The sequence below is a fragment of the Lewinella sp. 4G2 genome (genome assembly GCF_001625015.1).
Classification (GTDB): Bacteria; Bacteroidota; Bacteroidia; order Chitinophagales; family Saprospiraceae; genus Neolewinella.
In genome coordinates this window covers 2,007,282-2,029,590 of record NZ_LVWJ02000014.1, presented here as the reverse complement: position 1 = coordinate 2,029,590, position 22,309 = coordinate 2,007,282, and the positions used below count along the sequence as shown (strand labels likewise).

The following is a 22,309-nucleotide window of genomic DNA, read 5'->3' as shown; positions in this document are numbered from 1 at the left end:
AGGCAAACAATACCGCAAATGAACCCGAAAACCGCCAGAGGCCCCTACCCCACCCAGTAAGCCACAAAAAGCACCAGGCACCACCCCAGAAACACCCGCAAATCCATATACTGGCCGGGCAAGATCCGCGCCTTCCGGTAGAGGAAATACATCAGGATACCCTTATTGATAATATCGGATACGACGGTGGCCAGGACGATCCCCCAAAGGCCTAAACTTGGTACCAGTAACCAGCTTAATACAAGGTTCATCACCAATTCCGAGAAGCTGAAGAGCCAGAGCCCACGGGTATACCCCAGAGCGACGATCACCGGCATCGGGAAGAGGAGGCGGCTCACGGTGATGAATAGGTACAGGCGGAAAAGTGGTAAGCCCTCCGCAAACAACTCCGTAAAGACCGGGGCCCACCAGAAGGGGGCCGTTACCATGAGCAGTAAGGTACCTGCGAAGATCCAGTGGAACAGGCGGCGGGAGGAAGCTTTGAGTTGGGCCAGCCCGCTACCGACGCTTTCCGTCAGCCGGGGGAGGATAACGACGATCATGCCGCTCGTTACCGCCGTCACAAAGGGAATGTCGCGGGCACCGTAGCGGTAGAGGGCGAAGATAGATTCGTCGTCGCCGTACCAGTAATTGACGAACCAGGGGTCGAAGGCCGTTACTAGTCCACCTACCGTTGCGTAGAGGATCAAGGGGCCGGCGGTGGTCCACAGGTCGCGGAGCCGGTCCTTGTTTTTCCCATTTTTTGGCACCTGCGGCAGCGCCCGCCTATCTCGTATTTGGTCCGCCAATAACCAACCTACGATGAGCAAACCTTTACCGCCCGCGAAGGCCGCCAGCCAGGCCAAGGAGTCGCTGAGCGTGCCGCCAAAGTAGAGGGGCAGCAGGATTGCCAGGACGTAACCGAGGCCAGAAAACACCCCAAAACCGGCCAACCAAAAGGGTTTACCGCGCAATTGGAGGAGTTGCTCAAAGAACAAACTCGGCCACTGAGTAGCCAGAAAAACGAAGAACCAGTACCAGCCTTCCGGCGGCGTACCGAGCCTTAGCAACCGGAACAACCACTCGTGCAAACCCGCCGCCACGCCGAGAAGGGCCACGCTGGTGAGGGCAATGGACGTGAGGACGCGCCGGGAATAAACCGTAGCGTCGAGGGTTGTGCGGACGGTGACGAGGTAGGCCTGCAACAGGCCACTCAGCCAACCAAAACCGAGGATGTAACCGACGTAGAGGAGACCTTCCCACTCACCGATGATATCGCGGCCAAGGCCGAGACGGGGTAACGCGAGGGCCACCAAAATGATGGCGCCCTGCCGCACTACCTGGGCGAATTGCCCGGCGCGAATGAGCGTGGAATCAGCCGCCACTACCGGCTCAGGATTTGATGAGCTCCTCGTGGTGCTCGACCCGCATGCCGTATTCTTCCATCTCTTTCAGGACGGGCTCGTACACCTCCGCCATCGTGGGTATGTGGACGCCCTTGGACTCGATCTTCCCCTCCGCGATGAGGCGGGCGAAGATGCCCATGGGCAGGCCGACGAGGCGGGACATGGCCGTATCCGTGGCGTCCTTTCCCGTCATGGTGAGGTTCGAGGTATCGCGGTACGTGCGGCCATCGAGTTCGTATTCGATCTGGTGTTGCATGACGATGAGGTCCTTATCCTCGGACTTGAGTTGCCACTTTTTAAGCAGCAGGTCTTCGAGGATGAGAGCTGGAGTCGCGTCTTTAAGTTTGATGCGCTTTTTGCGGAAGAGCCCGAGCCAAACGAGACGGTTCATTACGTCCCCATCAGTATCGAGTTCCAGCATTTGGGCGATGCGGTCCTTGACCGAACCGGGGCCGCTCGGGGCGAGGGCCTCCATGAGTTCGTGGTAGGTGATCTGGTCGCTATTGAGGATTGGGAAATCCGCGTTGGTGAGGCCGATCTGGACGAGGGCGTTCCAGGCGTCGCAGTAACCCGGGTAGCGCAGGGTGCCGCGCAGGATGGTTGGGATATCATCCAAACCATACTGCTCCCGGTACAGGAGACTGTCGCGATTGGCGTAGGCTTCGAACTCGCCGAGGCCGTCTACGTGGACGTCCCACTGCCGGCCAAAGACGCGCTGGTAAGGGAGAAATTTGAGCTTCCCCTTGTTGAGGTATTGAGCCGTGCCCTGTCCGGCCAGGACGACGTTGCGGGGGTTCCAGGTGAATTTATAGCCCCAGGGATTATCGTTACTCTCGGGGGCGATGAGGCCGCCGGTGAAGGAGTAGAATGCGGTGATCTTAGCCCCCATTTCGCGGATGGCGTTGATGCGCTGCATGGCCGTCATGTGGTCGATGCCGGGGTCGAGGCCCATTTCACCCATGAAGATGAGTTCGCGACTACGAGCCTCGTCGCCCAAGCGGTACAATTCCTGGCTTACGTAGCTGGCCGTGACGAGGTGTTTCTTGAGGCGGATGCAGTCTTGCGCGACCTCGATGTGGAGGTGGGCGGGGAGCAGGGAGATGACGATGTCGGCCCGGCTGATGAGGTCGTTGCGGTCGTTCTTCTTCGTCACGTCGAGCCAGGCGGTGGATCCCCGTGGGTGGCCGTTCACCTTGGCGGCGGCGGCGTTCGGGTCAGCGTCGGCCACGGTGACGTTCCAGCCGAGTTCTTCGCTTTTGGCGAGGCAATAATTGATAAGGGCGGTGGAAGATCGGCCGGCGCCGATGATCAGAATTCGGGAAGACATTGGTCGTGGTTAACTGGCTGGGGCGGGTGAAGGTAGGGATTAGTGCGTAGTAATTGGTGGGGAAGTTGGGGTGTTGGCACCCCGGTGGAGGTGCCGCCCCAAATTTTCCGACCATGCCTAGCTCAGCTACCGGTACTTCACCGTTTACGCTTCCATTCAGCCTCAACGAGGAACGTGATTGCCACGAACGAGGATGCCTTCTACTGGCCGGACGCCACCTTACTTTGCCGGTCCATCTGCATACGGGTTGCGGCGTCTGGGCGAAGGGCAGCTGCTGCGTTGTTACGCTTGGCGCTGAGTCCAGCCGGTTGTGGCACGGCGATTTCAGATAAGGCGACAACATTAATTTCCACCCTTTTACTACTTAGATCAATAGACTCATTGTAAACATCCGCAGCGATGAGGAGGGTTTCCGTATCGGCTTCCGTACTGGTGGCAACGTCAGGAAGGCTTGGGATGGCATCGCTGATACTTCGGTAAGTAACTCCGGTGGTTTCATTGCGCACGCGGATCGATCTCGGGGTATACCGAACGCCGGTGTTGTTCGGGATTATTGTGTTGTAGCTGTATTGCACAAAGTCAGCCGTACTCCCTCCAGTATTCTGTAATCCTACAGTTGCCGAGGCTCCACCGTTTCCAGGACTTACTCTATCCTGAACGAGGTTCTGGTAAAGCATATCAACAACTCCAGTCCCCTCGTATAAAACGATTTGAAAGTTTAATTCTTGCCCAGTTATTATATCCTGGAAATAACTGTATTCGTTATATTCGATCACCCACTTGCGGTTTGGAGCCGTACCAATCAGCTTCTGATAGATGCCCCGCGCCGAGAGATTTCCATTTCCGTCCAGGTCATCATTCAAGACAAGGATAGCTGCATTAGTCCAATCGCCACTGGGTAAAGGGTCGTTTCCAAGATTTAGGTAATCATCGGCGAAGAATAGGCCACCGTTCGTACCGATACTCACGTCTGAACCAGCTACGTAGGTAACGCCGAAAAAGGTGAAATCGAAGGGTAGTGCGACCAGGCCATAGTCGTCGTCCTCCTTAGAATTAGGCACCTGCGTTGCGCCCGGGTCATTCCCTAACTCGACGTAGGCGGCAACACCGATCTGATCATCAATGGTGTACGCCTGAGCAGAAAGTGTTGCGGTACCCAGGCACAGCGATGCCATACAGGCCGCGATGAAAAATCTTAACATGATAAGTTGTTTTTGAGCAGTGGAAAGCGTCTACGGAATCGTTTTCAGCTAAACGGGCGGGCTCAAATATAGTGAATGGCGAGCGTACACGGCAGATTATCACGGGCAGATACCCACAAATTCGGAAGCGGAGATCAACCCACACCCTAGACCCACGAATCATGTTTTCAAACGGCTACGTTGACCTTTCAACCAAGCGTAAACCCTACCGCCGCAACACCAACTTCCGGTACCCCGTCCGCCCACTCATCGGGTCACGTAGCTGCACGAGGTAAACGCCGGCGGCGGCGGACGTCAGGTTTAGCGCCTCACCGGCACGCACTTCACGGCGAAGTAGTTCGCGCCCGGTCTGGTCCATAACAATAACGGTTAGTTGCCGGCCCAGCGGATCTTCCAGCCGGACCCAATCGGTCGTCGGGTTGGGATACAACTGGACTTGGGCACTCAATGCTTCGCCGGTGGAGACCGTACCATCCTGCCCGTCACAATTCTCGTCGATACCGTTGCCGGCCTCATCGATGGCGGCGGGGTTGATGGATGCATCCTGGTCATTACACTCGTCGTAGAAGTTGAAGCCGTCTTCGTCCTCGTCGAGGAACTCCACGATGCTGGACTGGACGGTATTCGTAATAATGGGACGGTTGAAGTCGAAGTAGATGGCCGCGGTATTCTCCACGTCACCCATTACGAAATCATCTAGTAAACGGACGTCAAAAGAGAAGAAGCCATTACTTTCTACCGGGCTGCGGGTGCTATCGGGCAGGTTGATCTCGTCAAAAGTGACCGTTAGTTGGCCGTTGTCGCCCAGGGCGTAGCGGTACTTATGGCTGGCCGCGACGGGGCTGAAGGTAGTCAGGTCAAACTGCGGCCCGAGTTCATCTTCCAGACGCACCGTGGTGGCGAAGTCGTTGCCCGTATTCTGAAAACGGATGGTGTAGGTCAGCGTCTCATCGAACTGGGTATAGTTGCTCATCGACGGTTCTGCCCGGCTGGGGCTGACCAGTTTGTCATTCGGGTCGATTGCGCAGCGGAGGTTAGGAGCGTAGTCAAACTCGTCCTCCACTTCGTCATCATCGTTGCTAATAGCGCTCAGGTTGTATTCGACGGGCGTACCCACCCGGTCTTCGTTTGGCTGACGGATTTGACCGAGGTTGGTCCAACTCTGACCGGCCTCCAAAGTGACGCTTTGCCACGTCAATACGTTCTCCTCGGAGACGTCGGGCTGAACGGTGAAGCTTTCTACGGAGGCATCTTCGTCCACACTCAGGGTGACGTCAAAACTAGCCGCAACGCAACCGGTGTTGGTGACGGTTGCCCAAACCGGAACGGTAAATCCACAGCGGACAGCCCCCGTCACGAGGTGGGCGTTTACGCTGCTGTTCGTTGCCTGCCCGGAAACGGAGAAGATGATGTTTTCGCTATTGCCCGGGAAACGTTGCTCACTCTGGTTACCGTAGCAGTCATTCCGGCCGAGGTATACTTCGGCGGAAGCAGCGTCCTCGACGACCATCAGAAATTCACCCTGAGCATCCGTTCTCACGCTCGTACGGCGGCCATTAGTTTCCGCGTATACGAGTACGCCATTTGCGGATGGTTCATCGGCGTCCTGGGTACCATTTTCGTTGAGATCGAGAAACACTGTGCCCTGGATACTATCCAGGTCACCACCCAGGGAGAAGTAGTAGATCTCATTGCCGAACTGTCGGCTAATTCCATCAAAATAGACCTGGTTCCCGACGCTCAGCCATTGTTCATTGTTGTTAGATAAAAAAGCGTCGGGCATGCTGATGAGGTCACCCGTCAATGTATTAAACACATCAATCTGGTTCTCCGACGAGTTGACGCGGTCTCCCCTACCGATCAGATAATGGCCGAGTGCCTCACCAAAAGCTACGTCTGCAGTTTCTGTTGTTACCCCGTCGGTGATGGCAACCCCTACCCTACTTGGGTAAACGACGCGGCCGTCACTGAGCGTGGCGAGTTCCCGGATATCTTCTTCGCTCTCCGTGCTTAGCTCGCCGTTTCGGGTATCAATTTTAAGTAGGCCCCGCATCCAGGCACCGACGAAGAGGTAGTCACCTACCAAAGCTACTTCTCTAAGGAAATTGCCATCGAATGGGTAGCGGTAAACGCGGCCGTCACCGAGGTGCTCTACGTAGATCTCTGCGGGTTCTCTGAGTGGCCCCATCTCCAGAATCAACCAATCGCCCGCCAGGCGGACGTTTCCGATGTCGGCGCTATTTGGCCCGGGGTTTAGGTCCCGGAAGAATTCAGCGCCGTCCGGGGTGCCGTCCGTCCGCCAGAGCTCCCACCCGGTATCATCAGCGACGGCGGGGAGGTAGATGAGACCATTGTGGACCACCATTTCGCCAAGACTACGATTGCTTCCAACGTCCGGCCCGGGGGTGAAGATTTGCACAATTTCTGCCGTCGCTGGCCCTTCCAGTTTGACCCGGCAGAGGTAGATGATGTCGCCAAAGGACCGGCGCATTCGGAAGTAAGCGTAGCCATCCAGCACAACGGCATTCCCTAGTATTCTCAGGCCAGTGATGGGGGGAGCAATCTTCTTATAGTCACTTATCTGCGGCCCCAAAAAAGTGTACAGCCCATCCCCGTCAGGGAGTTGGTCCAGTAAGTAGTCTCCCAGAACGAACGGACCAAAACCTTCAAATTCTGTTCCCTGGGGTGCTACTGGAACGGGCGTGGCATCGGGCTGGCTCAGCGCATAAAATTGGCCCGGCCCGGCTCCATTATTGCTATATTCTACGTAGTAGAGATAATTATCCGTTGCGTAATGAGCGTCCGTTAACGAAGACTCGGTGATGTCGAATAAATCAATTTCTACCTCGTAGTCGCCACCCTCCAAGCTGAAGATGGCCTCCTTGGAAAAAGCCTCATCAGCGATGGCGTAGTTGTTGCCCTCCTGACTAAAGAAGAAGGGGGTAAAGTTATTCGTATACTCCTCGAGGGCGACGATGGGAAAGGTCTTGACTTCCCCCGTCACGGAAGCACTTCTAAAACTGAGGGTAGTTCTGAAGAAGGTTGGATCCAAATCCGAAAAACCGTTGTAGTAAACGTGGTCCTCACCCGCAAACAGTCGGGTTCCGTTTAGGGTATCAAGGACTACGGCAGTGGGGCTATTGACGCTCATCAGCCCGAGGCGCCCCAAGTTGTTGCTGCGCATGGAGGCGAAAAGGTGGTTACCGACGATGACTTCGCCGCCGAGGAACTGCAGGTCATCGGGAGCAAAAAGCTCCGTCGTCACGCCGTTGTTGACCGCGATAATTCTCGCCGCCTGACCGTTCTCTTCTACCTTGACAAAATAAGTACCGTCCGCGGACTGCCCGATCAGTTTAGGCCGCCAGAAGCTGGTCAGGTTACGCGGCTCGTGGGTGAACAACTCGGTAATACCGTTGGCGTTGACCAGGTAAACATTCCGGTTGGTGCCTCCCCCTCCACGAATTACCGTTTCTGTAGGCACGGTGCCCGGGTGGGTAGAGCTCGGGAAGGGCGCGTTGACGATGATGCCATCCTGCGGGCCGGGGCCGTAATCGGTCAGCCGCATCGTGCCGGCGGGGGTGCCGTCCGTTTCCCATAGTTCGGTACCGTGGGCGGAAGAGGTGTATTTGAAGAATATTTTCTCGTCCGAGGCGGCCACGAAGTAAGTAGCTTCATTATCGGTGAAGGGTAGTAACTGGATGGCACCGTCCCTCGTCCCGTCGGTGGACATCAGGTTACCGTTCTCCAAAGAATAAACGAAGCGGTCTCCAATGGTGCGGCCAGCAATCGGGTCAGTTCCAAACACGTCGAGTTGTACGGTTCCTTCCTCCGTGTAGTCCGTCACCCACATTTCTCGGAAGGAGGTGATGATACTTCGATCACCAAAGGGGAAGGTGTGTAAACTGATTTGCCGGCCGGTAAAGCGAAAGCCGTCATCCCCGTCCTGGCTGATGTACGTCCCGCCATTGGAGCCAGGATACAGAAAATGGTCGCCATCCAGCGGATACGTGACTTCGTTCGGGTTGACAATAGTCTTGATTGTCCCGTCCCGCAGATCCAGTGTTTCTACGGTAACACTGTTGCCGAATCGGTCATCATAAACCACGTAGTTGCCGTGAATCCCGATCAGCTCAAAATCGTCCGGGTCCAGGTTAAGTACTGCGCGCTCCTGAAATGCGCCGTCCTGAAAAGTGTAGAAGCGTACCGGCCCCCGTCCGGGCGAGTTCAAATCCCAGAGGATGAACAACTCCCCCAACTCAGTAGTGTGCTGACTGTGTATCCGGGTGATGTTGCGCCCTTCGGCGTTGACGTCGATCTTGTCAAATTCAAGACCTGGAAAGGGGGTAGACTGGCCCGCAAGGCAATTGCTCAATAGCAGACATAGGAAGAGCACGAATGCGTTGAGGTGTTTCAAGGGAGATGTGTTTTGTAATAGGGAGAGTGAAGATAGGACTTTGTGATTTTAGACGTTAGATTTTAGACGGGATACCTAAAGACCTGGAAGTTATCCGTCCCTTAACCGTGGTAGTGATTACTGGAGGGATTTTAGACGTTAGATTTTAGACGGGATTCCTAAAGACCTGGCAGTCATCCGTCCCTTAACCGTGGTAGTGATTTTCGGGTGGAAAAGCGTGAAGAAATCTGCACTGTTCGAGCACACGAGAGATTGAATAAAGGACCACAGAATTATGCAACCGAAAAGCTTGAGCTCAAAGCGAACGACGATTAGCGAGTTGGCAGATTTTAGCTTTTCCACCCGAAAATCGCGTTAAGCCACGGTTACAGGACAAAGCTTTTGCTTCTTTTGGCTACAAAAGAAGTGCAAGACGGGAGAAGAGTCAAAACCCTTTTTCCCAAAAAATTAATTGTTTAAAGGGGCATATTCCGCTTCAGGCGCCCTCTCTCCCAACCCCTCTCCAAGGGAGAGGGGAGCAGCCATTCCAGCAAATTTCAGAAATTACTACCTAATTAAATAGCACCAGGCACCATCTAAGATCCAATGTCTAAAATCTAACGTCAAAATATCATTTTAATTCCCAAATATCCCCCCGCTCCAACAAAAACCCTAAATCCCCATCCAAATCCTTTTGCCCACCACTTACCTCAAAAACGAGATAAGTAAAATCAGTAGTCGGAAAGAAAATATCGGTGGCTACGGCGAGGCCATCATCGAGAAAAACCTCGGCGCTCGTCTTATCAAACAAAATACGAATGTCCATCACGGAATTATTACTGGGTCGGTCCAGAAACGTCAACTCTTCGCTGGTAAAATCTTCGTGGAATTCTCGCAATCCTGCCAGGTCGCGGCTGGTGAAGATCCATTTGCCCTCTTCCATATTCCGGTCAAAACCAAAGCGGTAAAAGTTCTTATTGTCAGCGTCCGTCAGCGTAAAGTAGAGCGCTTCGGAATTGCTGTGTAAATCCACCGAAAAATTAAGTTCGAACACCCCGGGGTGAGCCAACTCGCTTAAATCAACCGTCGTGATGCCATCTTCCAAATAATCCGTACCGAGTTCGATCTTCTTCCCCCGGAGGCGTTCCAATTCCTTCACCGGCGCCTGGTGGAGGCGGTAGCCAAAGTCGGGGTCGTTGTACAAACGCAAGTTGCGCGGTACCGTCATGGCGCTGCGCCAACCTTCGGTGGGCACGTCCTGAGCGTACTGCCAATTGCTCATCCAACCCATTAAAATGGTGCGGCCATCGCCATCCGGCACGTCGGCGAAGGTGACGGCGGCGTAGTTATCGCGGCCGTGGTCGAGCCACTTGGTACCCGGTTTGTTGTAGCTGGTTTCCTTCAATTTGGTGAAGGTTTTGCCGTCCCAATTCCCCGTATAGTAATAGGTCGCCGAGCCCCCACCGTTGGGGTTTCCACGGCCGGTACTGACGATGAGGACGTATGCTTCCTCCCCCGTTTCTTCCACCGTCATGGGGATGAGTTCGGGGCACTCCCAGACGCCGAAGTGTTCGGGTTGGTCCTTCCCAAAACTGCTTAAGTAGGTCCAATTCACGAGGTCCGGCGAAGAGAAGAATTCCACGTGGTCGGCGGCGGCGAGGACCATGGTGTAAGCTTGGGTTTTCTCGTCCCACAGCACCTTGGGGTCCCGAAAATCCTTCGTCCCGCGGTTGGGAATGACGGGGTTACCGGCGTACTTCGTCCAGGTCCGCCCGTGGTCGTTGCTATAGGCGATGCCCTGGGTTTCGTAGTCGGCCCGTCCGGCCTTTTCGCCCTCGATATCGTGGTAGGTGAACATGGCCACCATCGCCGGTTCACCGTCCTTCCCGAAGGGGCTTTTTTGGGCGTGGTCTACTACGACACTACCCGAAAAGATGTAGCCTTTTTCGTCCGGGTACAACGCAATCGGCAGGTGTTGCCAGTTCACCAGATCGGTGCTGATGGCGTGGCCCCAGTGCATCGGTCCCCACCGGTTGCTATCGGGAAAATGCTGGTAAAATAGGTGCCATTCGCCGTCGTAATAGACCATCCCGTTTGGGTCATTCATCCAACCTTCCAGCGGCGTAAAGTGGTATTCTGGCCGGAAGCGCTCGTCGTATTCACCGGGGTTATAAGCCTCCGTGGGTAGGTTTTCGTAGTAGCCGGGGGGCGCGTGCTCGTCGGCGTCCTGCAGCATTTCCTCGTCATATTCAGCGGGCGCTGTCGCAGGTGCAGAGCCATTGGAAGCGGACGGGGTCTCAGCCGTTGGACTTCCGCAGGAATACAGGGAGAAGACGAGCGCAAAGAACAAGGTAAACCGCATGGGGAGAATGTTGGAGTGATAAACATCCCCAATATCCACATATCAAATCATATGCTGCTGATTCCAGTTCAAAAATGTCTACGGGACCAAATAGCTTTCCACCGTGAACTCGAAGCCCGCCACGCGGGGATCTTCCTCAAAACGAAACTCGGAGGTAACCCGTTCCCCGGAACCCAGGAGGGGGATGATGATTGTTTTCTCCACGTCCTCCGGCTCGGCGGGCAACGTACCCTTTACTTTAATTAAATGAAGCCCCATCCCTCCGGTGTTTATCACCTTAAAGGGGACGACCCATCTGCCTTCGCGTTGTTCGATATCCGCCACCTTGTATTCTACGTTAGCGCCCGCAGGAGCAGTAGGTTGAATTGCCGCTACGAGAAAGTAAATGAGCAAGCCGAAAATGACAAGCAGACTAACACCCCGGATTGTCCAGGAAAGAATGGTGGGCGGAGGGGTTTGCTCGTTAGGTGATTGGCCCTGCTCATCCGAGTTGTCCTCTTTATTATCATTAGCCATTACGCAATATTTAAGTTGAGAAAGCTGCGTAACTGGTGTCCGGTTACGAATAGATGATTTAAATCACGAGCCGCCCGGCGGACCCACCGAGCGTGGTTGCATAGCCCAATACAACCACCCACGTAGCGGACAGATTAAAGGGCGTATCTCCGGATAGATAACCGAACATGAAGAGCAGTGCGGCGCTGGCGATTAGGGAGACGGAGTAACAGATTGTCATTTCAGCCCATTCGGGGCCCAGAATTGTACCCTCATCATCCTTCTGTGTTTCGAAGTCCGTCATGAAAACCATTAGGTAACTCACGAAGAGAGAGAATAGAATTAAACCAATAATCTGCCATGCATTGATGGAGGTACTGATCACCGTAGGCTCCTGTGTGGCGCCAACATTGAAGGCGAACATGATGCCTCCCAGCAGGCAGGCGATGAGTTTCTTCTTGTCCTGCGACCACCCTTTGGTTAAGTCCCGATCTCCACCTGCACTAAGCTGGCTCTTGGCCAAACTGGCCCCGAACCCCGTCGGAACGGACGTGATGGCAATGCAGGAAATAATCACGCTCCAACTCATTTGGTAAGTAAGTTGGTCCGTCAGAAATAAGGTTGCGGCGCTGGCGAAAAGCCCGATGCCGATGCTTTCAAGGGCATCCCACCAGGGCGATTGCCGGGCGGGTTTATCCTTAAAGTTACTATAGTAGCAGTACCCAACGTTGAGCAGGTATCCTACCAGGATGATGGATAGCATCAGGTAAGGCGGGATTGACCGCGCACGCGACCACATCTCCATCGTATAGTGTAGCGGGAGGGCTAAAAACAGCGCCCCGCAAAGGCCACGCGAAAGGTCACGGATCTCGATCCGGTACAGTTTAGCCGGCTCGTCGTCGTACTGAACGACTTTATCGAGGGGGGAGATGTCTATAAGTTTGGCCACGCCCTTGCAACGGCGACTGGAAACAGTAGTTCGAACAAATACTTTTGTTAGGTGAAGTATGTAGTGTGTGTTGTTAGGAGTAACAAAATGTGGCCGCCCGATTTATTAGTGAACGCTCGGGATTAATGGCAGGAAGTTAGACGTTGGATTTTAGATTTTGGACGGGCTACCTGAAGAATGCTGGAGGGTTTATTGGCGTGGCCTGTATTGAATAAGTACTTGGGGGAAAGGCGTTTGAGGATATTAGACGTTGGATTTTAGATTTTGGACGAGAGACCTAAATCCGTGGGAGGTTATTCGTCCCTTAACCGTGGTAGTGATTTCAGCGGTAGAAAGCGCGAAGAAATTTGCATTGTTTGAGCACGCGAATGATTAAAGCATGACCCACGAATTAAATGCAAACGGCAGGCTTAAAGTTTGAAACAAAAGTTAGTTGGCGAGTTGGCAAATTTTAGCTTTCTGCTGCTGAAATCACGTTAAGCCACGGTTACAGGACAAAGCTTTTGCTTCTTTTAGCTATAAAAGAAGTGGTAGATAAATACCTAAATCAAAATTTGATTTTAGCCCGTCGACTATGCACTTAAATGGCCGCAAAAGTGTACCTCATCGCCCAAACAAATACCCCCAAGGAATCACAAACGGCAGCACCAGTACCCAAACCACAAAGAAATTGGCCATGCCCTTGGGGTAAGGGAGGTCGTTCTGAAATGCCGGCAGGGCTACGAAAAGTAACCAACTCCCTTTATAGATCAATTGGAAGAGTAGCACCACACTCATCCGCTGCGGGAAGAATAAACCGGCAATGGAGAGTAGGAAGATAGCACCCCAGAGTGCACCCACCAGACGGATGGTTTCCGAGTATTCTACGGTATTCTGGAATACCGTAACTAAAGCTGTGCGGGGGAAGAAGAGGCTCGTAATGCTGATCCAACCCGCAACGAGGATGTTGGCAGCGTAGATGAGGTAGATCATAAGGCCGTGGCAATTTTACTTACGTTTTCAACAATACCAGGTAGCATTGGGCGAAACTTCCGACCTAGTATCCAGGTGAAGAGCGGGGCCGAAAGGCCGGCGAACCAGACTTCGTGGGTGATCTTCCCTCCCGGTCCACCATCAGTTGCTGGAGCGTAGGAGCGCCGGACAAACAATTGCCCTAAAGGTAGTGGTGTCAGTACGGTGTAACTGGATTCTGGCATTGCGGTCACGATTTGGAAGGCCACCTTACGGCCATCCGTGACCAGGGTCCCACGGGCGCCGGCTTCGAAGGGGCCGTCCAGCTCGGCGGCGGAGAGGCCTTCGTCCCAATTTTTCCAGTTGGCTACGTCGGACCAGACCCGCCAGACAGCGGCACTACTAGCCGTAGTGGTGACGCTGTGCCAGAAGTGGCGATTGGTGGGTTCAGCTGGTCGCTCGGGTGGGGAAGTCTTACTAGTAGGCATAAAAAGTAACTAGGGTTGTTCAATGGCACGAAGGTCATCTCTCAAGTGGCCTACGCTGCTGCACCCAGGTTAACTTCTACCCGCGGCGGCGATCTTTTTTCGGATGCGACTTAGCGATTGGGGTGCAATACCTAAATAGGAGGCCAGGAACTTGAGTGGGACTCTCTCCAGTAGTGGGTCCCCTGTACTAAGGAGGGTTCGGTATCGGTCCTCAGCAGATTTACGCTGGAGGTCGAGAAGGATCTCTTCGGTAAAAAATTGTACCTCCTGGGTAAGGGCCCGCACGAAGGCGCTCCAACCCGGCAGGGCAAATAGGGACTCAACGTCGTCCTTGGAGAGTTGCCACAGCATACCGTCCTCAAGAGCAACGATGGATTCTTCCGCCGGCTGGCGGGTGTTAAAGCTGCGCTGAGAAGTGAAACAGTAGGGCGCTACGGTGAAGAACTTGGTGACCTCCGTTCCGACATCGTCCACTGCGTAGCGCATCAACCCCCGTTCCAGGAACCAGACGTGGCGGCATACTTTTCCTTCCTGTAGCAGTACATCGCCGGCAGTAATCTCGCGCCTAACGAGGAGGTCCGCTATCCGTGCCCATTCCTCGTTCGTGATCGGTTGGTAGCGATGGATGAAGGCGCGGTAGGGGTGCATGGTGGCGGGTTGGAATAGCAACAAAGGGAATACCTGAGCGTTACGTAAGGAGTTCCAAACAAATTTACATCATGGCCTTAGTCATCTCGGACACCTTACTAGAGAACTTAGACACTACGGCAAACAATTTGCTCATCGACCTAGCCTGCTTCTTGTACGAAAAGCAACAAATGAGCTTTGGTAAGTGTCGGGAATTATCTGGCTTAAATCATCTGGAATTCCAAAAGGAACTGGGCAAAAGAAAGATCTTTCAGCATTACGATGAAGACGATTTGAAATCTGATCTTGAGAACCTGGGAATTGACCTATGATTGTAGTCAGTGACACATCAGCCATCAGTAACCTATACCAGATTGGACTAATCGATGTACTGAAAGACCTTTATGGACAAATCGTAATATCTCCGGGTGTTCATCACGAATTGTCAAGAGTACAAGCACAGGCAGATTTTCTTTTTGAGACTGATTGGATTATCGTAAAACACCCCACTGACCAACTCCTACTCAAAAAGTTATTGGATCAACTGGACCTTGGAGAATCTGAATCCATCGTCCTGGCAATAGAGTTAAAAGCAGAGTACCTGATAATAGATGAGCGGTTAGGAAGGAGCATTGCCACTGAATACGGTATCCAGATCACAGGAATTTTAGGCGTGCTAATTCAAGCAAAAAAATTAGGGCTAATTGATAACGTCTCCGATAAAATTACCGCCCTCAGAGAGATTGGATTGTGGCTCAACGATAAGTTGATTAAGCACGTCCTTGATTCATTGGGAGAAATTTGAACAACCTCTCGTTCTATACGCAGCGAGCATCTGTTTTTTTGGCATCAACTGCCTACGCCTCCTCCTCAAACCTAACCTTCTCATAAATATCAGCCAGCCTCAATTCGCCTTCAACGCTTTCGAGCGGTACGACGGCGTCCAGCCCCTCGTAATGGTCCATCTTCATCAGATCATTACGTCTGCGGTAAATGGTGACGCGTGGCTGCTCCTGCTCGATCAGGATGTATTCGTGAACGGATGGAATTGACCAATAAGCACGAAACTTTTCGGAGTTATCGTAGCCCGCACTTTCTTTGCTGGTTACTTCCACAATCAGTTTTGGATTAACGATCGCACCGGTGAGGTGCTTTGATTCAACGTACTCAGGGCAGGCTAAACCAGCGTCGGGGTAGAAGTATTTGCCGCGGGCTTTTACTTCTATTTTCATTTCTGAAGTAAATGGTTCGCAAGTTCCAGTTTTTCTCGTTACATCACGTAATACTCCGTGAGCATTACTGCAAATCCTGGTATGCTGTATCGTCCCGCCCGCCATGCTGAAAATCTCGCCATCGATGTACGCATAACGCATATCATCCCTTCGCTCGATGGTGAGGTAGTCTTCGAAAGGTACTTTAGCTAATTTTGGTTGTCCCATGGTCGTTGGTCTTAGTTGCTAAGATAGGGCATTTTGTCACTCCACCTACCCTCAGTCCCATTGCTGCGCACCCGCGGCAGCGCCCCGAATTGAGACTAAGCCCAGCTAGAATGCACGAGCCACAAATTGGAAAAAACACCTCTGCTACGGCCCGCCCTGCCAGATCCTGATCGCGACAAAAATCATGACGTTTACGTGTTGCTTTGCCGCAACCCAATCACCGGGTGGGAGTTACCTTTGCGCCTTCTCGTAAAAACGTAATTGTATGCCCGCTCTTACCCCCCGCCACGACCAATTTGCTCACCGCCACCTTGGTCCCGACGCCGGAGAGCTGACGGCCATGCTGGACGTCGTCGGTGTCGAGTCCCTCGACGAACTGATGGAGCAGACCGTGCCCGCCAACATTCGTGACCACAAGGCGCTGGACGTGCCCGCCGCCGTGAGCGAATACTACTACCTACAGCACCTAAAGGGGATTGCGGCTAAGAACAAAGTCTTCCGCTCCTTCATCGGGATGGGCTACTACAATACGATAACGCCGAGCGTGATCCTGCGCAATGTGTTCTCTAATCCGGGTTGGTACACTCAGTACACGCCCTACCAGGCGGAGATCGCCCAGGGGCGCCTGGAGTCGCTGCTGAACTACCAGACGATGGTGAGCGACCTAACGGGCCTCCCCATCGCCAACGCTTCCCTGCTCGACGAAGGCACCGCCGCCGCCGAGGCCATGACCATGTTCTTCGCCGCCCGCAACAAGCGTACGAAGGGCGATGCCGTGGCAACCTTTTTGGTATCTGACCAGGTGCTGCCCCAGACGATCGCCGTCCTCAAAACCCGGGCCGAGCCACTGAACATTAAGGTGGACGTCCGGCCGGTCGCTGGCTTTACTTTTGGTAAGGAAGAAGTATTCGGCATCCTTCTGCAGTACCCCGGCGCCAATGGCCGGGTAGAGGATCATCGCGCAGTGGTTGAGCAGGCCAAAGCTGCGAACGCCTTTACCATCGTAGCGGCGGACCTACTGGCATTGACCCTCCTGACGCCTCCCGGAGAATGGGGAGCGGATGCCGTCGTCGGTAACTCCCAGCGTTTCGGGGTACCGATGGGCTTCGGTGGGCCGCACGCCGCCTACTTCGCTACGACGGAGAAATACAAGCGCCAGATTCCTGGCCGCATCATTGGCGTGAGCCAGGACCGCCACGGGAAGTATGCCCTGCGCATGGCTCTGCAGACGCGGGAGCAACACATCCGCCGGGAAAAGGCTACATCCAACATCTGTACCGCCCAGGCACTGCTGGCTAATATGGCCGGCTTCTACGCGACCTACCACGGCGCGGAAGGCCTCAAGGCTATTGCGAAGCGGACCCACCACTTCACCGCCCTCTTCGCCGATGCATTGACGGCCGGTGGATTTACCCTCGCCGGAAATGAGTTCTTCGATACCCTCCACGTGGAGGCCAGCCCCGAAAAGGTGGCCCAGATCAAGGCGCGCAGCCAGGCGGAAGGGTACAACTTTTACTACCCCGTTGAAGGTGGTATCCGCATCAGTTTCGACGAAACGGTTGCGACAACGGACCTAAAGGCCGTCTGCCGCATCTTCGGTGTCAACCTCGACTACCAGGGAGCCAATCTGACTGAAGACGGAGGTATTGAGGGCGTGGAGGATCGCCTTCCCGCCAGCCTGCTCCGGTCGTCAGACTACCTGACCCACCCCAACTTCAAGAACCACCGGACGGAGACGCAGATGATGCGCTACCTGAAGCGCCTGGAGAATAAGGACCTCAGCCTCTGCCACAGCATGATCCCGCTAGGTAGCTGTACGATGAAGTTGAACGCGGCAACGCAACTGATTCCTGTTTCCTGGTCCGAATTTGCGGATCTCCACCCGTTCGCGCCGATTGCGCAGGCCCAGGGCTACAAGCAGATCTTTAGTGAACTGGAACGTGATCTGGCGGAGATCTGTGGCTTTACGGATTGCTCCCTCCAGCCCAATTCCGGAGCTAGTGGTGAATACGCGGGCTTACTTGTCATTCGGGCTTACCACCACGATCGGGGCGACTTCCACCGGAACGTCGCCATTATTCCTGAATCCGCCCACGGCACCAACCCCGCTAGCGCCGTCATGGCTGGTATGGAGGTCGTTGTCGTAAAGTCCGACGAAGCGGGTAACATCGACATTGAAGACCTCAAATTGAAGGTGGACGAGAACCGGGACAATCTCTCTGCGCTCATGATCACTTACCCCAGTACCTACGGGGTATTTGAAACTGGGGTAGTCGAGATCTGCGAACTCGTTCACGAAGCTGGTGGCATGGTCTACATGGATGGTGCCAACATGAACGCTCAGGTTGGCCTGACGAGCCCGGGCCGGATTGGCGCGGACGTTTGCCACCTCAACCTCCACAAGACTTTTGCCATCCCGCACGGCGGTGGTGGCCCCGGAATGGGCCCGATTTGCTGTAATGAGAAGCTTGCGCCCTTCCTGCCCGGGCACCCGCTGCAGGAGACGGGTGGGCAAAAAGCCTCGACGGCTGTCTCTGCGGCTCCGTGGGGATCGGCTTCCATTTTGCTGATCAGTTACGCATACATCCGGATGCTCGGTGCGAAGGGCTTGAAGGCGGCTAGCGAATACGCCATCCTGAACGCCAACTACATCGCCAAGCGGATTGAGAAGAGCTACACCGTTCTCTTCCAGGGTGAGCAGGGCCGCAGTGCGCACGAACTCATTATTGATCTGCGCCCGCTCAAATCCGTAATGGGTGCGGCGGACCTCGCCAAGCGCTTGATCGATTACGGCTTCCATGCCCCCACCCTCTCCTGGCCCGTGGCCGGTACGGTGATGATCGAGCCCACCGAGAGTGAATCTCAGGACGAACTCGACCGCTTCTGTGATGCGCTGATCGCGATCCGCGAAGAAGCCGACGCCATTGCGCGGGGAGACGCCGATGCAGAGGATAACGTGCTGCTCAATGCTCCCCACACCATCGCGGAGATCTCCGCTGATGAGTGGACGCACGCTTATTCCCGGGAGCAGGCAGCCTTCCCACTACCTTACTTGCGGGAGGGGTACAAATTCTGGCCTTCCGTTGGCCGCGTGGATGACGGGTACGGGGACCGGAACTTTATTTGTACTTGCCCGCCGATTGAGGCGTATCAGGGGTAGTAGGGGCCCCGGTTTCGGACCTCCGGTCCGGATGCCAATACTGGAGGCCCGACCTCTGGTCGGGCTAATTTGGAATATTGATACTTATCAAGTAGTCACTAACGCATTATTACAATTAGATCACCAAGAGCGATCTAAAGCGCTAACCCGACCGGAGGTCGGGTCTCCATATACAGTCCGGAGGGAAACGAAGTCACACAATCCGCCCAACAACTTCCCCAAACTCAACCCGCAACCCACCCCGCTCCATCCATCCACGGAAAGTCACCGTATCCCCATCCTCAATCCACCGGCGAATGGTACCGTCTTTTAATACGATATCCTTCCGCCCACCATCGCTTAACTCTAATAAAGAGCCGTAGCTCATGGCGTCTTTACCCGAGATCGTTCCTGACGCCAATAGGTCGCCGACGCGGACGTTGCACCCGTTTACCGTATGGTGAGCCAACTGCTGCAGCATATTCCAGTACATGTATTTGTAGTTGGAACGGGAGATCACCGTCGGCTCCCCACCGGCGGGGGTGAGGGTGACTTCCAGGTGGACGTCGTAGTTATGATTGCCTTCATACTGTAGGTAGTCCAGTACTTCCGGATCTTGTTTGGGGCCGGGAACGCGGAAGGGTTCCAGCGTCTCGTAGGGAACAATCCAGGCCGACAGCGTAGAGGCGAAGTTTTTACCGAGGAAGGGGCCCAGGGGAACGTACTCCCACTTCTGGATATCCCGCGCGGACCAATCATTGAAGAGGGCTAGTCCAAAAATGTAGTCCGGAGCTTCGGCGGTGGAGATTGGCTTTCCCAGTTCCGAATCCTTACCGATGATGAAACCCATCTCCAACTCAAAATCCAGCCGGGAGGTGGGTTCGAATTTTGGCGCGTCGTAGTGGTTCGGCTTTACCTGACCGTGGGGCCGGCGGATGTCCGTCCCGGAAACGACGATGGAGGAGGACCGCCCGTGGTAACCCACCGGGAGGTGGCGCCAATTGGGCAGCAGGGCGTTTTCCGGATCGCGGAAGAGTTTACCTACGTTCGTGGCGTGCTCGATACTGGAGTAGAAGTCTGTGTAATCCCCTACCCTTACCGGGAGGTGGACGGTTGCCGTTTTCCGATCTACCCACAGGGAAGGGTCAGCTAAAGGGCCGGCGCCCGGTTCGTCCAACCAGCTTTGCACCTGCGACAGCGCCCCGTTGGTGATCTCCTTGCCGAGGGCGATGAAGGGATTGAGGTGGTCCTCGTAAAAGACGCTGACGTCGAAGTTGAAGAGACCCAATTCGGCGACGGCCGCCATGTCGAGGATGTGGTCGCCGGAGGCCAAACCCACGCGGGGGGATTCGTTACCGTTGGAAAAAATACCCCAAAGGAGGGCGTGGCTGGAGGATTGGCGCATGGGGATTATCTTGTCACGACAAAAGTAATGGACGAGCACTTAGTCTTTCCCCCCGTTTATCCGTTACCGTTACTGAACGGCCACCCCGCCGCTCCGAAGCCAAGCAAAAGTCGCCCTAACCATGCCCATCTACCACCACCTCGGAAAGTTCCCGCAGAAGCGCCACACCCAGTTCCGCCAGCCGGATGGCTCGCTATACCACGAGCAATTGTTCGGGACAATTGGCTTTGACGGCATGTCCTCCCTTCTCTACCACCTCCGTCGGCCAACGCAGGTGAAGGATATCGTAAGTAGTGTGGACGTGACGCCCAAAATCGCCGAAGGCAAGCACGTGAAGAGCCGTAAAATGGTGGGCTTCAACGTAGCGCCGGCGGATGACCTCCTGGAAGCCCGGAAGATCCTACTCGTCAACGACAGTGTGGCCATCGGGGTAGCAGCGCCGCGGCAATCACTGACGGATTACTTCTACAAGAATGCGGATGCCGATGAGATGATTTTTGTCCACCGCGGCACGGGTACCCTCCGCACGCTCGTGGGAAATATCCCATTTGAGTACGGGGACTACCTCATTATCCCCCGCGGAATGATCTATCAGATCGAGTTTGACGGAGCGGATAACCGACTGTTCTTCGCCGAATCCAAAGACCCGATCTACACGCCCAAACGTTACCGCAATCACTTCGGGCAACTGCTGGAACATTCCCCCTTTTGCGAACGGGATCTCAAATTACCGCAGGACCTGGAGACCCACGACGCGACGGGAGAATTCCGGATGAAGATCAAAAAGCAGGGCGTACTTCACGAGTTGATTTACGCCAGCCACCCTTTCGACGTGGTGGGCTGGGATGGCTACAACTTCCCCTACGGGTTCTCGATCCACAACTTTGAACCGATCACGGGGCGCGTCCACCAGCCACCGCCGGTGCACCAGACTTTTGAGACGAAGTCATTCGTCATCTGCTCCTTCGTACCGCGGTTGTACGATTACCACCCGCAGTCGATCCCGGCACCCTACAACCACAGTAACATCGATTCGGACGAGGTGCTTTACTACGTGGATGGCGACTTCATGAGCCGGACCGGTATTGGGCCAGGTTACATCTCCCTGCACCCCGGCGGCATCCCCCACGGCCCGCACCCGGGGACGTACGAGGGCAGCATTGGCCACACCGGCACCGAGGAATTGGCAGTGATGATCGATACCTTCGCTCCGCTCAAGATCACCGAAGCGGGAATGGGGATTGACGACGGTAAGTACTACCAATCCTGGCTGTCTTAGCCATTCTACTTCACCCTTATTCCGGGTGGAAGCCATCTTTCCTTTCTCCCGTCAGAACCCTTCCGAGTACTCAGGCCTTTACCCTCTATGCGAATACTCCCTCCGCTGGCAGCTTGCCTCTTTTTCCTATTGCTTAGCACCTGCGGCAGCGCCCCCGAAGGTGGGGAGGTGCAGACGGCCGACTTTTTTGACCTGAAGGGATACATCGCTGCGGAGGTGGAACGGCTGAATGGCCAACCGCTGCGCGTGCACAAAACCATCACGCTGAACGGAGAGACGGAGGTGAAGATCCTGGACGATCTCGACTACGAAAAGGACCTTGGCCTCTTCGCTGGGGCAGACATCAACCGCAATGCGTGGGTGGATAAGTACGCGACCGACGTGCAACAATTGAGTGGCCAACACCGAATAACGCAGTACAAAGCCTTAGACTCGACGCTGACGACTCAGTTTTTGGAAGTGGAAGAGGAACGTGGGCAGACCATCCAACTGAAGATCATCCGGAAAACCGGTACCGTGCTTTCCAAGGGGCGCAGCGAAATGATCTACCGGCCGGTGCTCGGCTACATCGTCACGACCAAGCAGGAGAACCGATTTGGCGACGACGTGGACGCGATGGTGCGCGTGGAATGGTAGTGATTAGATGGGCTGACCGCAAAAAAAATGAGGCAGAGCCACCACAGCTCCACCTCAGCCCTAACCAAATAAAACCAAATTAAAATCTGAAAGTGGAGGCGAATTACCCCCTTACTTTCATTTCAAAGATAAGTACCCCCAGGGCGCTTTTCCGAGTGGTCGCATCAAAAATTTCGCTTGGCAAGACATTGGCGGATTGAATCAATCGTAGAATATTAAGTTGCCGAGAGCA

Annotated in this window: 17 protein-coding genes; 5 read left to right on the top strand and 12 right to left on the bottom strand. The window is 54.6% G+C overall.

Going from position 1 to position 22,309, the window contains the following annotated elements; translation table 11 throughout:
• Nucleotides 1–44: 44 nt before the first annotated feature.
• The 10 genes from A3850_RS08935 to A3850_RS08890 form a co-directional block, all read right to left on the bottom strand.
• Entirely contained in the window at nt 45–1,364 is a 1,320-nt protein-coding gene (locus tag A3850_RS08935) for a lipopolysaccharide biosynthesis protein (RefSeq protein ID WP_068215751.1), read from the bottom strand.
• Between the two features lie 7 nt (nt 1,365–1,371).
• Entirely contained in the window at nt 1,372–2,712 is a 1,341-nt protein-coding gene (locus tag A3850_RS08930; protein ID WP_068215750.1) for a saccharopine dehydrogenase C-terminal domain-containing protein, read from the bottom strand.
• A 200-nt stretch (nt 2,713–2,912) separates the two neighbouring features.
• Entirely contained in the window at nt 2,913–3,914 is a 1,002-nt protein-coding gene (locus A3850_RS08925; protein WP_157501003.1) for a hypothetical protein, read from the bottom strand.
• Between the two features lie 205 nt (nt 3,915–4,119).
• A complete protein-coding gene (locus A3850_RS08920; RefSeq protein ID WP_068215738.1) occupies nt 4,120–8,328 on the bottom strand; it encodes a T9SS type A sorting domain-containing protein in 4,209 nt (1,402 codons plus the stop codon).
• Between the two features lie 610 nt (nt 8,329–8,938).
• Entirely contained in the window at nt 8,939–10,669 is a 1,731-nt protein-coding gene (locus tag A3850_RS08915; protein ID WP_068215736.1) for a glycoside hydrolase family 32 protein, read from the bottom strand.
• Nucleotides 10,670–10,747: 78 nt separating this feature from the next.
• Nucleotides 10,748–11,185, bottom strand: a complete 438-nt coding sequence (locus tag A3850_RS08910; protein WP_068215734.1) for a hypothetical protein — start codon at nt 11,183–11,185, stop codon at nt 10,748–10,750.
• Nucleotides 11,186–11,243: 58 nt separating this feature from the next.
• Complete coding sequence (locus A3850_RS08905; RefSeq protein WP_068215732.1) at nt 11,244–12,113, bottom strand: DUF2391 family protein; 870 nt, start codon at nt 12,111–12,113, stop codon at nt 11,244–11,246.
• A 603-nt stretch (nt 12,114–12,716) separates the two neighbouring features.
• Nucleotides 12,717–13,085: a hypothetical protein gene (locus A3850_RS08900; RefSeq protein WP_068215731.1), complete on the bottom strand. Its 369-nt coding sequence runs from the start codon at nt 13,083–13,085 to the stop codon at nt 12,717–12,719.
• Entirely contained in the window at nt 13,082–13,552 is a 471-nt protein-coding gene (locus A3850_RS08895) for an SRPBCC family protein (RefSeq protein WP_068215727.1), read from the bottom strand. The genes A3850_RS08900 and A3850_RS08895 overlap by 4 nt, the downstream gene beginning before the upstream one ends.
• 69 nt (nt 13,553–13,621) lie before the next feature.
• Nucleotides 13,622–14,200: a Crp/Fnr family transcriptional regulator gene (locus tag A3850_RS08890; protein WP_068219603.1), complete on the bottom strand. Its 579-nt coding sequence runs from the start codon at nt 14,198–14,200 to the stop codon at nt 13,622–13,624.
• A gap of 71 nt (nt 14,201–14,271) precedes the next feature.
• Here A3850_RS08890 and A3850_RS08885 point away from each other — a divergent pair, with 71 nt between their 5' ends.
• On the top strand, nt 14,272–14,511 hold the full coding sequence (locus tag A3850_RS08885) for a UPF0175 family protein (protein ID WP_068215725.1): 240 nt from the start codon (nt 14,272–14,274) through the stop codon (nt 14,509–14,511).
• Complete coding sequence (locus A3850_RS08880; protein WP_068215722.1) at nt 14,508–14,984, top strand: DUF3368 domain-containing protein; 477 nt, start codon at nt 14,508–14,510, stop codon at nt 14,982–14,984. The genes A3850_RS08885 and A3850_RS08880 overlap by 4 nt, the downstream gene beginning before the upstream one ends.
• 52 nt (nt 14,985–15,036) lie before the next feature.
• On the opposite strand, the gene A3850_RS08875 is transcribed toward A3850_RS08880, so the two are convergent.
• Nucleotides 15,037–15,618, bottom strand: a complete 582-nt coding sequence (locus A3850_RS08875; RefSeq protein WP_068215721.1) for a Uma2 family endonuclease — start codon at nt 15,616–15,618, stop codon at nt 15,037–15,039.
• Between the two features lie 265 nt (nt 15,619–15,883).
• Between A3850_RS08875 and gcvP the strand changes: the two genes are divergently transcribed.
• Nucleotides 15,884–18,778 (top strand): aminomethyl-transferring glycine dehydrogenase, encoded by a 2,895-nt coding sequence (gcvP, locus tag A3850_RS08870; protein ID WP_068215719.1) that lies wholly within the window; start codon nt 15,884–15,886, stop codon nt 18,776–18,778.
• Between the two features lie 193 nt (nt 18,779–18,971).
• On the opposite strand, the gene fahA is transcribed toward gcvP, so the two are convergent.
• Nucleotides 18,972–20,162, bottom strand: coding sequence for a fumarylacetoacetase (gene fahA / locus A3850_RS08865; protein WP_068215717.1), 1,191 nt, complete (start codon nt 20,160–20,162; stop codon nt 18,972–18,974).
• 121 nt (nt 20,163–20,283) lie between these two features.
• On the opposite strand from fahA, the gene A3850_RS08860 reads away from it, so the two are divergent.
• Entirely contained in the window at nt 20,284–21,441 is a 1,158-nt protein-coding gene (locus A3850_RS08860) for a homogentisate 1,2-dioxygenase (protein ID WP_068215715.1), read from the top strand.
• A gap of 87 nt (nt 21,442–21,528) precedes the next feature.
• Nucleotides 21,529–22,077 carry a hypothetical protein gene (locus A3850_RS08855; protein WP_157501001.1) on the top strand — a complete coding sequence of 183 codons (549 nt, stop codon included), beginning with the start codon at nt 21,529–21,531 and terminating at the stop codon, nt 22,075–22,077.
• Nucleotides 22,078–22,309: the final 232 nt, after the last annotated feature.

What these genes read in the sequence shown, in the direction of transcription:
- A3850_RS08930 (WP_068215750.1), bottom strand. Translation starts at nt 2,712, where the DNA reads ATGTCTTCCCGAATTCTGATCATCGGCGCCGGCCGATCTTCCACCGCC.
- A3850_RS08925 (WP_157501003.1), bottom strand. Translation starts at nt 3,914, where the DNA reads ATGTTAAGATTTTTCATCGCGGCCTGTATGGCATCGCTGTGCCTGGGT.
- A3850_RS08915 (WP_068215736.1), bottom strand. Translation starts at nt 10,669, where the DNA reads ATGCGGTTTACCTTGTTCTTTGCGCTCGTCTTCTCCCTGTATTCCTGC.
- A3850_RS08910 (WP_068215734.1), bottom strand. Translation starts at nt 11,185, where the DNA reads ATGGCTAATGATAATAAAGAGGACAACTCGGATGAGCAGGGCCAATCA.
- A3850_RS08900 (WP_068215731.1), bottom strand. Translation starts at nt 13,085, where the DNA reads ATGATCTACCTCATCTACGCTGCCAACATCCTCGTTGCGGGTTGGATC.
- A3850_RS08895 (WP_068215727.1), bottom strand. Translation starts at nt 13,552, where the DNA reads ATGCCTACTAGTAAGACTTCCCCACCCGAGCGACCAGCTGAACCCACC.
- A3850_RS08890 (WP_068219603.1), bottom strand. Translation starts at nt 14,200, where the DNA reads ATGCACCCCTACCGCGCCTTCATCCATCGCTACCAACCGATCACGAAC.
- A3850_RS08885 (WP_068215725.1), top strand. Translation starts at nt 14,272, where the DNA reads ATGGCCTTAGTCATCTCGGACACCTTACTAGAGAACTTAGACACTACG.
- A3850_RS08880 (WP_068215722.1), top strand. Translation starts at nt 14,508, where the DNA reads ATGATTGTAGTCAGTGACACATCAGCCATCAGTAACCTATACCAGATT.
- A3850_RS08875 (WP_068215721.1), bottom strand. Translation starts at nt 15,618, where the DNA reads ATGGGACAACCAAAATTAGCTAAAGTACCTTTCGAAGACTACCTCACC.
- gcvP (WP_068215719.1), top strand. Translation starts at nt 15,884, where the DNA reads ATGCCCGCTCTTACCCCCCGCCACGACCAATTTGCTCACCGCCACCTT.
- fahA (WP_068215717.1), bottom strand. Translation starts at nt 20,162, where the DNA reads ATGCGCCAATCCTCCAGCCACGCCCTCCTTTGGGGTATTTTTTCCAAC.
- A3850_RS08860 (WP_068215715.1), top strand. Translation starts at nt 20,284, where the DNA reads ATGCCCATCTACCACCACCTCGGAAAGTTCCCGCAGAAGCGCCACACC.
- A3850_RS08855 (WP_157501001.1), top strand. Translation starts at nt 21,529, where the DNA reads ATGCGAATACTCCCTCCGCTGGCAGCTTGCCTCTTTTTCCTATTGCTT.